Origin of the sequence: Tamlana carrageenivorans (genome assembly GCF_002893765.1) — a bacterium.
GTDB classification, from domain to species: domain Bacteria; phylum Bacteroidota; class Bacteroidia; order Flavobacteriales; family Flavobacteriaceae; genus Pseudotamlana; species Pseudotamlana carrageenivorans.
Genome location: NZ_CP025938.1, coordinates 4,032,472 through 4,044,323 on the forward strand (window position 1 = coordinate 4,032,472; position 11,852 = coordinate 4,044,323).

Sequence of the window (11,852 nt, forward strand, 5' to 3'; positions counted from 1 at the left end):
GTGTAAATTTGCACACGGAAATTATGAATGCAAAATCGGATACAAAAAATCAGGATATCGTAAAAAATGTTTTTACGAGCTTTTTAGAAAATAACGGGCACCGTAAAACGCCAGAACGTTATGCTATATTGCAGGAAATATATAATAGTGAAGAACATTTTGATATAGAGTCTCTATATCTTAATATGAAAAACAAAAAGTACCGCGTGTCTCGCGCCACACTTTATAACACTATAGAACTACTTTTAGAATGTGGGTTGGTAAGAAAACATCAATTCGGACAAAACCAAGCGCATTACGAGAAATCATACTTCGATAGACAACACGACCATGTTATTTTAACCGATACCGGTGAAGTGATAGAGTTTTGTGACCCTAGAATTGAATCGATCAAAAAAACTATTGAAGAAGTTTTCGACATAAAAATTAACAACCACTCGCTCTATTTTTACGGAAATAGAAAATCAACAACAAATAACTAATTATCAAAATGGCGGTAGACTTACTACTAGGATTACAATGGGGAGACGAAGGCAAAGGAAAGATTGTTGACGTTCTTACCACAAACTATAACATTATAGCTCGTTTTCAAGGTGGGCCAAATGCAGGACACACTTTAGTTTTTAACGGTAAAAAACATGTTTTACACACCATACCTTCAGGAATTTTCCATGATAACGCTACCAATTTAGTAGGAAACGGCGTCGTTATAGACCCTGTAATTTTTAAAGGTGAACTCGATAAACTTGAAGAACAAGACGTTGATTATAGAAAATCATTGCTTATTTCAAGAAAAGCGCATATCATTTTACCTACGCATCGCTTATTAGATGCCGCTAGTGAAGCCTCAAAAGGTAAAGCTAAAATTGGATCGACACTTAAAGGTATTGGCCCGACTTATATGGACAAAACCGGCAGAAACGGTATTCGTGTAGGTGATTTAGAACTTAGCGACTGGAAGGAGCGTTACAGAGCATTGGCTGATAAACACGAGTCAATGATTAAATTTTACAATGTTGAAATTGAATACAATTTAGAAGAGTTAGAAGTTGAATTTTTTAAAGCTGTTGAAGTTTTAAAATCTTTAAAATTTATCGATTCTGAAGAATATATATACCAAGCTCAAAGATCTGGACAATCCATTCTTGCTGAAGGTGCTCAGGGTTCATTATTAGATATCGACTTCGGAACCTATCCGTTTGTAACGTCTAGTAATACCACTGCTGCTGGTGCTTGTACTGGTTTAGGTGTTGCTCCAAATCAAATTGGTGAAGTTTTCGGTATTTTTAAAGCTTACACCACACGTGTTGGATCGGGCCCATTCCCTACCGAACTTTTTGATGAAGATGGTGCAACTATGGCCAAAGTAGGAAATGAATTTGGTGCAACCACAGGAAGACCAAGACGTTGCGGCTGGTTAGACCTTGTGGCATTAAAATATGCTTGTCAAGTTAATGGGGTTACCCAATTAATGATGATGAAAGGTGATGTACTTTCTGGTTTTAAAACCTTAAAAGTATGTACGGCTTACAAATATAAAGGTGAAGAAATCTCACACCTTCCTTATAACATTGAACCTGAAAATGTAGAACCAATTTATACCGAATTTAGTGGTTGGAATGAAGATTTAACTGAAATGTCTGAAGCTTCTCAAATGCCAAAAGCCCTAAACGACTACATCGAATTTTTAGAAAAAGAATTAGAAACGCCTATTACTATTGTTTCTGTTGGACCAGACAGAAAACAAACTATTTTTAGACAGCAATAGTAGTGTTGATACATTTTAAGCAATATAAAAGACTACATTTAATGTGGTCTTTTTTTATGGGCATATTTTAAGTGTGGGATAAATTTAATTCGGTGGCCCAAAGTGATTATAACACATCATTTTTGAAGGCCGCTTAAAAAGTAATTAATTTGATTTACCAATTAAACAGTACCTAAACAACGCCGCTTATCAATCATTTTAAAACGTATCAACAGGATCAAAATAACATTAGTGATACTTTTTAGACAGCTTCTTTTGTTTCGATATCATAAATCATTTTTTTAATCGTTATTTTTGCCACAAATTTTTTATACTTTGAACAAACTTCAAGTCTTACTATTATTATTAATTGTTTCTTTTGTTTCGGTGAATAACGCTCAAGAGAAACGCAAAATTCAAATTGAGTACGCTGGTAAACTCACCATCGACGAAGAAAACTATCCTGGTGCAAAGGTTCTAACCCGCGACGACAAGCAACAAGTTCATATAATTCATGGCGGCTCCAACATGTGGTGCGACAAAGCCATTCACTACGGTGAAGAAAATTTTGTTGAAGCTTACGGTAACGTTTCTGTAAAACAAGGCGACACCATTAATATGACTTCCAAATATGTAGAGTATAGTGGTATTACCGAACTTGCTTTTGCTAGTGGCGATGTAGTGTTAACAGACCCGCATTCTACTATTTCATCAGACACCCTTTACTTTGATCGCGTTAAACAACAAGCATTTTACAGAAATGGCGGTAAAGTTGTAAAAGATTCGTCTGGTACAATTACCAGTAAAATTGGCAGATATTACATGGATATCAAGAAATACCAATTTGTAAAAGATGTGGTTTTAGTAAATAAAGAGTCAACTATCAATTCTGATTACTTTGATTTTTATTCCGACACGGGTTTTGCTTATCTTTTTGGCCCATCAATCATCACAACTGAAACCAGTAAAACCTATTGCGAAAAAGGGTTTTACGATACCAAATTAGAAGTCGGATACGCCATTAAAAATGCAAGAATAGATTACGACCATAGGATTATTGAAGGCGACAGTCTATATTTTGATAACAATAAAAACTTTGCATCTGCAACCAACAACATCAAAGTTACCGACACCCTTAATAAAAGTGTTATCAAAGGGCATTACGCCGAAGTTTACAAGGCAAAGGACTCCCTTTTTATAACAAAACGGGCCTTAGCCATAACCGTTCAAGAAAAAGATTCTGTGTTTATGCATGCCGATAAAATTATGGTTACCGGAAAACCCGATAATCGTATTGTGAACGCTTACTATAACGCCAAACTTTTTAAATCGGATATTACAGGCAAATCAGATTCTATTTATGCAAATCAAAAAACAGGGATCACCAAATTAATAAACATTCCGAGGTTATCATCTGGCGATAAATTTTCAAAAGCACGTAAACCCATCTTATGGAATTTTGAAAACCAAATGACCGGTGATACCATTCATTTAATTTCAAATAATAAAACAGAAAAAATAGATTCACTTTTAGTGTTTAATCATGCTTTCATAATTAGCAAAGACACTTTAAGTACCGACGGATACAACCAAATTTACGGCTTAAGACTGGTGGGCTTATTTAATGATGAAAATGTATTAAGAGAGGTTAACATCATTAAAAATGCCGAATCCATATTCTACGCACGCAATGATAAACAGGAACTTATAGGTATTGACAAAGCGAAATCGGGAAGTATCAAAATTTTATTTGCCGAGGGCGATATCGAAGAGTATTCAAGATTTAACCAAGTGGACGGCGATTTAATTCCGGAATCCAAATACCCTCAAAAAGACAAATATTTAAAAGGCTTCGATTGGCGTGAAGAGGAACGCCCCAAAAGTGTAGAAGATCTTTTTAGTGACGACCCTCCTTTGGAGTTACCAGTTATTAAAGGCCTTGAAGACTACATACCTTCGGGCCAATTCTTTGATCAAGACATGTTGGAACGCATTAAATTAGCAGGAAAAGGAAAACCTCATCACAACAAAGCTGCTAGAAATATTCCTATTACGCATGAATCAAAAAACTTGATTGAATACCCTAGTGCATTTGAGCACGCTAAATGGTTTAAATCGGCAGTAAAAGTAACCATAAGCACTATGGCAACACCTGGAGGTAAAAGTGTCGCCAATGAAATTACAGGAACAGGCACTGCAGATGGCCATATATATCAAGTATTAAACAACACCGAAGGCACTTTCAAATTCTCCATTTGGATGAAAGGTAAAGGAAAAACCAGACTCCGTTTTCAAAGAGCAGACAAAGATTATGCAGTCTATAACACCCTGGTTGTAAACCTTACCGACGACTGGAAGGAATACACCCTTATTGGAACAAAAAAAGCAGACGGCAGTAAATTACGATGTTTAATAAGTGATATTCAAACCAACGATACCATATACATGTGGGGCGCAAATGTTGTTGAAGTTAATAAGGAATAACATCATATGATTTCTGAATTTTTTAAATACCAAGCGCAAACCTCAACACATCCGTTGGCGATGGAAGTTTCACACGCTTCTGGCTCCTATATTTATGATACCGCTAACAAAAGGTATTTAGATTTTGTCGCTGGAGTTTCTGCTTGTCCGCTAGGCCACAACCATCCGAAAGTGGTCGACGCCATTAAGAGGCAACTGGATAAGTACATGCACGTCATGGTTTACGGTGAATATGCACAGCAACCTGCCGTGGAACTCACCAAACTTATCGCCAGCCACTTACCCGCTCCTTTTGAGAAAACCTATTTAACCAATTCTGGCACAGAAGCCATTGAAGGCGCCTTAAAACTAGCCAGACGCGCAACAGGACGCAGCGAATTTATAGCAGCGAAAAACGCTTATCATGGTAACACAATGGGATCCATGAGTGTTATGGGGTATGAGGAACGTAAGCAAGCTTTCAGGCCGTTAATTCCTGATGTGAAATTCATTCAGTTTAATGATGAAGCAGATTTAAATCTTATTACATCTAAAACAGCCTGCGTGATTTTAGAAACCATTCAAGGTGGTGCTGGCTTTATTGAGCCTAAAAATAATTACTTAGCTAAAGTAAGAGAACGATGCGATGCCGTTGGAGCGCTTTTAATTTTAGATGAAATTCAGCCCGGTATTGGTCGTACAGGAAAACTTTTCGGATTTGAAAACTACAACTGTATTCCAGATATTATCGTATCGGGAAAAGGCCTTGGTGGCGGTATGCCTATAGGGGCCTTTACCGCATCTAGTGCCCTTATGGATTTATTGCAAGATAAACCCAAGCTTGGCCATATTACCACCTTTGGTGGACACCCCGTAATTGCAGCTTCAGCATTAGCTACTTTACAGGAAATTACCAAAACCAATTTAATGGCCGAAGCTTTAGAAAAAGAAGCCCTTTTTAAAAAGCATTTGGTACACCCTTTAATTGCAGAAATAAGAGGAAAAGGCCTTATGCTAGCCTTAATGTTACCAACACCCGACATGGTAAACCAGCTTATTTTAACCGCTCAAGATCACGGTTTAATCTTGTTCTGGCTCCTGTTTGAGCCAAAAGCAGTAAGAATTACCCCGCCCTTAACGGTTTCGAATGAAGAAATAATTGAAGGATGCCAGGTTATTTTAAGGATTCTCGATGACATTCAAACCACCTAACCAGAAACACAACCACTTGACTACCAATAAAAAACAAACAAGTATTCAACAAAAAACGACTCATGTTGATTACTTTGTTGAAAACATTTAGTCCTTTTACGACTAACCTTTAAATAGAATAGTAACTTTAAGAAAGTTGAACCTCACAAATGTGCTTATGGAGTTTAGTCAGGATGACAACAATAATTTGCCGCTTACCAAGTTTGAATCGATGTTAAAAACAAATCATGTTTTATTCTTTGATTCTGAAGAATTTGAAAACATCATTCATCATTACCTTAATCAAGGTAAAATAGCCTTAGCAAAGAAAGCTATAAAGTTAGGATTAGATCAACATCCAACGTCCATCAACTTAAGACTTTTTAAAGTTGAAATATATGTGTTTGAAGACAAACTCATCGAAGCCGATACCTTATTAAGTGAACTGTATAGTTTAGACCCTAATAATGAGGAAATCTATATACAAAAAGCCAATATTTTTTCTAAACAAGATAATCATTCACAAGCCATTTCTGTTTTAAAACAAGCCTTGGAACTTACCGATGATGTGGTCGATCTTTATTCACTTATAGGCATGGAATATTTATTTCTGGACAATTTTGAAGAAGCTAAAGTTTACTTCATGAAATGTTTAGAATGTGACATTGAGGACTATTCGGCTTTATATAACATCATTTATTGCTTTGAGTTTTTAAATCAACATGAAGATGCTATTTCGTATTTAAACGTATTTCTAGATAAAAATCCATACTGCGAAGTGGCATGGCACCAATTAGGAAAACAATACGATCTTTTAAAAGATTATAAAAAAGCTTTAGCGGCATACGATTTTGCCATCATTTCCGACGACACCTTTGTTGGGGCGTATTTAGAGCGTGGCAAAGTTTTAGAAAAATTAAAACGCTATAAAGATGCTATTGAAAACTATAGCATTACTTTATCATTAGACGACCCTACTTCCTTTGCTTTGTTACGAATTGGAAACTGTTACGAACAATTAGGCAATCATGAATTAGCCCTTCAGTATTACGACAGAACTGTTCACGAAGATCCTTTATTAGACAAAGGATGGATTGCCATTACTAAGTTTTACAAAAAAAAGAACGATTACTTAAAAGCCTTACATTATATAAATAAAGCGATAAATATAGATTCTGAAAATGTCATGTATTGGAAGCTTTATTCACAAATTAACCAAAGGCTAAATTTCTTAGAAGAAGCCGAACGCGGCTACAAAAAAACCTTAGAATTAGGCAATTACGAATTAAACACCTGGTTATCGCGTGGCGATTTACTAATTAAACTGGGTGAATCTGATGCTGCTATATATAATTTCGAACAAGCTATAGAGTTTTACCCAGATAATGCCGAAATTGAATACCGATTGGCTGGCTTATATTTTCAATTAAACGAAAATGACAAAGGGAGCTTTCACTTAAAAAACGGCCTAAAACACAATCATGAATACTATTTTATAATTGATGAATTGTTTCCAAAAGTTTCAAATAAACGTTTGGTAAAAAAAATACTTAAAACAAATCTGTAACACAACCTTTAATTAATTTGTATACCTTTGGTTTTCTTAAAAAACCACTATGCAACGACGTTTTAGCGACTACTTAATCATTACTTTTAAAGGGCTAGCTATGGGGGCTGCCGATGCCGTTCCAGGAGTTTCTGGAGGTACAATCGCATTTATTTCTGGAATTTATGAAGAGCTAATTTCTACGATAAGCAATGTTAATGCATCACTTTTTAAAACCCTTTTTAGTAAAGGTTTTAAAGATTTTTGGACACAGCTTAATGGCAATTTTATTTTAGCGCTTTTAACAGGTATTATAATCAGTTTTGTGACTTTTATGAAACTGGCAAGCTACCTCCTTATTTATTACCCCATTTTAATATGGTCCTTTTTTTTCGGACTCATCCTTGCTAGTATCTATTTTGTTGGAAAACAAATTACCAAATGGAATGCAGCCACTATTATAGCACTACTATTAGGTGCTTCTGTTGCTTTTTACATTAGTAAAATGCCTTCTCTAAGCACTAATGATAGTTCCCTATTTTTATTCTTTGCTGGTGCCCTAGCCATCTGTGCTATGATTCTTCCTGGGATTTCGGGTTCGTTTATTTTAATCATCTTAGGAGCTTACAAAACCTTAAGTGATGCGATTCACGATATTGATATCAAAAAAATAATGATTTTTGGAACCGGTGCGGTTATTGGATTACTTAGTTTTAGCCATGTGTTAAAATGGCTATTTAAACACTACCATAATATTACATTAGCGGTTTTAACAGGTTTTATTTTTGGATCATTAAACAAAGTGTGGCCATGGAAAAACACACTAACCTGGCATACCAGTTCAAAAGGCATAAAAACCCCGTTATTACAAGAAAGTATTTCCCCTTTCAATTTTGAAGGTAATAATCATGTACTATTTGCAGTAATTTTAATGATTCTAGGATTTTTAACTATTTTTATTCTTGAAAAATTAGGTTCTAAAAAACAGTAATGCAAAATACCAGAACATTCACCGATAAACTTTTTCTAGTTCTAAAGGGATTAGGCATGGGCGCTGCTAATAAAGTTCCAGGAGTTTCAGGAGGTGTAGTTGCGTTTGTTGCCGGCTTTTACGAAGAATTTATTTATTCATTAAAAAAGGTAAATAAAAAAGCTTTTGGATTGCTTATTAACGGACGCTTTAAAAGTTTTTTCTATTATATCAATGGCCGTTTTTTAAGTCTGCTTTTTCTAGGTATGCTTATTAGCTACTTTAGCATTTCAAAGATCTTAGATTTCCTTATTAAACATTATGAACTGTATGTTTGGAGTGTATTCTTTGGTATGATAATCGGATCTATATATTACATCTACAAAGATTTTAACGATTGGAATTCTAAAACCTATCTCTCTCTTGGCATTGGTATTATTGTAGGTTTGAGCATTAGTTTTTTAAATCCTGCTAAGGAAAATGACAACCTGTGGTTTGTTCTTTTCTGCGGCATCATTAGCGTTTCGGGTATGACCCTTCCAGGATTTTCAGGATCGTTTATCCTCATCCTATTAGGCAATTATGTTCTGTTATTAGTCGATTCTGTAAATGCTTTATACGACACCTTTTCAGAGATTATTACGGGCGATTTTAGTTTTACCAATAATCCCAAACGCATCAGAATGCTTAAAATATTGGTTGTTTTTACTGCTGGTTCTATAACGGGTTTGGTTTCTTTTTCGCATTTGTTAAGTTATATTTTAAAGCGTTATAAAAGCATTACCCTTTCTTCTATTATCGGATTTATTGTTGGCTCACTAGGCGTAGTATGGCCTTGGAAAGAAACTAGCTATAAAACACATGAAAGCGGCCATTTATTAATGGATTCCAAAGGACAACATATTGTGCACAACTACCACCGTTATATTCCAGAACTCCAAACCGAAACCTATGTCGCCTTAGCCTTTATATTTCTTGGCATTGCCATTGTTCTAGGCTTGGAGTGGTACGGACAAAAAACCAGAAAAACTACATGAACAAATTAGGATTATTAGGAAAAAATATTTCTTATTCTTTCTCCAGAGCATATTTTAAAGAAAAATTTGAAAACGAAGGCATATCGGATGCTACTTATGAAAATTTCGACATTGAAGACATTAAAAAATTTCCAGATATCATAAAAAACACCCCAAATTTAAAAGGCTTAAACGTTACCATTCCTTATAAAGAAGCCGTTATGCCTTACTTGGGTAAGATTAACAAAAAAGCCAAAGCTATAGGCGCTGTTAACACGATAAAAATCACAAAAAAAGGCAAACTTATTGGTTACAATACCGATTATTATGGGTTTAAAAAAACCTTAGAACCTTTTGTGAAACCGCATCATAAAAAGGCTTTAATTTTAGGCACGGGAGGCGCTAGCAAAGCAGTCGCTTATAGCCTCAAGGAATTAGGAATTGAATACGCTTATGTCTCTAGAAAACTATCCAATCATGTACAATTTTCATACGATACCCTAACAGAAAATGATGTTAAAAACCATGAGGTTATCATCAATTGTACACCGCTAGGAACCTTCCCAGACATTAACGATTGTCCGCATATCCCCTATCAAGGTATAAGTAAAAACCATATTCTTTTCGATTTAATTTATAATCCAGAAGAAACTACTTTTTTAAGTCGTGGTAAAAAAAACGGAGCTACCATTATTAATGGCGCCAATATGCTAAAACTACAAGCCGAAAAATCATGGTCTATTTGGGATCTTTATTAAATCCTTTATAAATAAGTTAAAACACTTCTATGCACTTTGTTTATACTTTACTTGTTAGTATCTTTAAACTCGAAAATAATTGATGAACCTTAACATTTTTAAAAATGTCTGACAACGAGAAATCACAAAAACCGGAAGAAGTTGATACGCCTAATGCTATTGAAAATTCTACAGAATTAAATGAGAATCAAACCTTGGAATCAACATCGAATGCTGAAGAAGAAACTGTAAATTCTGTTGAAGACGCTAATGAAAGTGCTGAATCAGAAGCTATTGAAAATTCGACCAAAACTGATGACCAAGATGAAGTTTTAAATGAAATTGACGAATCGAATGCTGAAGATGCTGAAGATGAAGGTAATAAAGATCGTCATAAAATAGAGGTTAAAGAATACGACACCATGTCGTTAGAAGCCTTAGCTATAGAATTGGAACGCCTTGTTGCAACCGAAAAAATTCAAGCCATTCGCAACCATGTGAATAGTATAAATTCAGAGTTTAAGCAAAAACTACAAACCATTATTGATGAGAAGAAAGAAGACTTTATTAATGATGGTGGTAATGAAATTGATTTCTACTTTTCATCACCTGTTCAAAAAAGATACAAGGATGCCTACAAAGTATACCGAACTAAACTTAATGAACATTACCAAAGTTTAGAGAAAAACTTAAAACAAAACCTACAGGATAAGTTAGCCATTATTGAAGAGCTAAAAGGACTTATTAACGTTGAAGAAAACATTAATACCACTTACAAACACTTTAAAGATTTACAGGAGCGCTGGAGAAATACTGGTCCCATTCCAAGAGATAAATACAATAACGCTTGGAATAGCTACCACCACCATGTAGAGTTGTTTTATGATTTCTTACATTTAAACCGAGACCTACGCGATTTAGATTTCAAACATAATCTAGAAAAAAAGTTATTAATTATCGAGCGTGCCGAAGAGTTATCTAAAGATGATAACGTGATGCGTGCTTTTAGAGAGCTTCAAGAACTACATAAAATGTGGAAAGAAGAACTTGGCCCTGTTGGTCAAGAGCATCGTGAAGAAATCTGGGAGCGTTTTAAAGCGGCTACAAAAATTATTAACGACAAACGTCATGCCTATTACCAAGAAATTGACAAAGTCTACGAAAAGAATCTAGAGAAGAAGCTTGAAATCATTGAAAAGATAAAAGCTATTAGCGCCACAGGTTGCAAATCTCACGGTACGCTTCAAAAGAAAATTAAACAAATTGAAGCCTTACGTGAATCATTTTTCAATGCTGGAAAAGTACCCTTAAAGCTCAACGAAAAAACATGGGCAGAGTTTAAAGAGGCTGTAAGAACCTTTAACAGACAAAAAAACAGCTTTTATAAAGATTTAAAAAAGGAACAGTACCACAACCTTCAATTAAAATTAGACTTGATTAAGGTGGCAGAGGATAATAAGGAAAGTGACGATTTTGAAACGGTAACCCCTTTAATGAAAAAAATTCAAAGTGAATGGAAAAAAATAGGTCACGTTCCTAGAAAAGACAGCGATAAAATCTGGAAACAATTTAAGGCTGCCTGTAACTACTATTTTGATAGAATTCATGCTAAAAGAAATGCTGCAAGTACCGAACAAGTAGAAGCTTACCACAAGAAAAATGAGTTTTTAAACGCTTTTAAAGACCTAAAATTAACTGAAGATAAAACGAAAGGCATTGAGTTAATTAAAGAAAAAATTAAAGAATGGCATGCCTTAGGTCGTGTCCCTCAAGACAAACGTTATATTGATGCTAAGTTTCAAAAAGCAACCGATCAATTATTATCCCATTTAGATCTGGAAAAAATCGAAGCTGAAATGATTAAGTACGAAAACAAATTAGACGTACTCAATGCTGCCGATGACGATCACAGAAACTTAGATAATGAACGTGTATTCATTAGAAAGAAGATAGACGAAGTTAAAAGTCAGATTAATCAACTGGAAAACAACTTACAGTTTTTCACTAATGTGGAAGATGACAATCCTTTAGTTAAGGAGGTTCACAATAACATTAAACTTCATGAAGAGTCTTTAGAATTATGGAAATCTAAGCTTAGAAAAGTTAAGGACCTTTATTAATAATTAGCAATACTTTATTAATAAAAAAGAAGCTGTATTAAAAGTCGATTAATAAGATGGTC

General features: G+C 34.8%; 9 protein-coding genes. All 9 read left to right on the forward strand.

What is annotated here, in order from left to right:
• Nucleotides 1–23: 23 nt before the first annotated feature.
• A complete protein-coding gene (locus C1A40_RS17685; protein WP_067145697.1) occupies nt 24–482 on the forward strand; it encodes a Fur family transcriptional regulator in 459 nt (152 codons plus the stop codon).
• Between the two features lie 8 nt (nt 483–490).
• Entirely contained in the window at nt 491–1,768 is a 1,278-nt protein-coding gene (locus tag C1A40_RS17690) for an adenylosuccinate synthase (protein ID WP_102997033.1), read from the forward strand.
• 315 nt (nt 1,769–2,083) lie between these two features.
• The gene (locus tag C1A40_RS17695) at nt 2,084–4,231 is read left to right on the forward strand and encodes an OstA-like protein (RefSeq protein WP_102997034.1); all 2,148 of its coding nucleotides are present in this window, start codon (nt 2,084–2,086) and stop codon (nt 4,229–4,231) included.
• A 6-nt stretch (nt 4,232–4,237) separates the two neighbouring features.
• Entirely contained in the window at nt 4,238–5,422 is a 1,185-nt protein-coding gene (locus tag C1A40_RS17700) for an aspartate aminotransferase family protein (protein ID WP_102997035.1), read from the forward strand.
• A gap of 157 nt (nt 5,423–5,579) precedes the next feature.
• Nucleotides 5,580–6,968 (forward strand): tetratricopeptide repeat protein, encoded by a 1,389-nt coding sequence (locus tag C1A40_RS17705; protein WP_102997036.1) that lies wholly within the window; start codon nt 5,580–5,582, stop codon nt 6,966–6,968.
• A gap of 49 nt (nt 6,969–7,017) precedes the next feature.
• Complete coding sequence (locus C1A40_RS17710) at nt 7,018–7,938, forward strand: polyprenyl-phosphate transporter (RefSeq protein WP_102997037.1); 921 nt, start codon at nt 7,018–7,020, stop codon at nt 7,936–7,938.
• Nucleotides 7,938–8,954: a DUF368 domain-containing protein gene (locus C1A40_RS17715; RefSeq protein ID WP_102997038.1), complete on the forward strand. Its 1,017-nt coding sequence runs from the start codon at nt 7,938–7,940 to the stop codon at nt 8,952–8,954. The genes C1A40_RS17710 and C1A40_RS17715 overlap by 1 nt, the downstream gene beginning before the upstream one ends.
• A complete protein-coding gene (locus C1A40_RS17720) occupies nt 8,951–9,691 on the forward strand; it encodes a shikimate dehydrogenase family protein (RefSeq protein ID WP_102997039.1) in 741 nt (246 codons plus the stop codon). Before C1A40_RS17715 ends, C1A40_RS17720 begins: the two co-directional genes overlap by 4 nt.
• Before the next feature lie 104 nt (nt 9,692–9,795).
• The gene (locus tag C1A40_RS17725; RefSeq protein ID WP_102997040.1) at nt 9,796–11,790 is read left to right on the forward strand and encodes a DUF349 domain-containing protein; all 1,995 of its coding nucleotides are present in this window, start codon (nt 9,796–9,798) and stop codon (nt 11,788–11,790) included.
• The last annotated feature ends 62 nt before the right edge of the window (nt 11,791–11,852 follow it).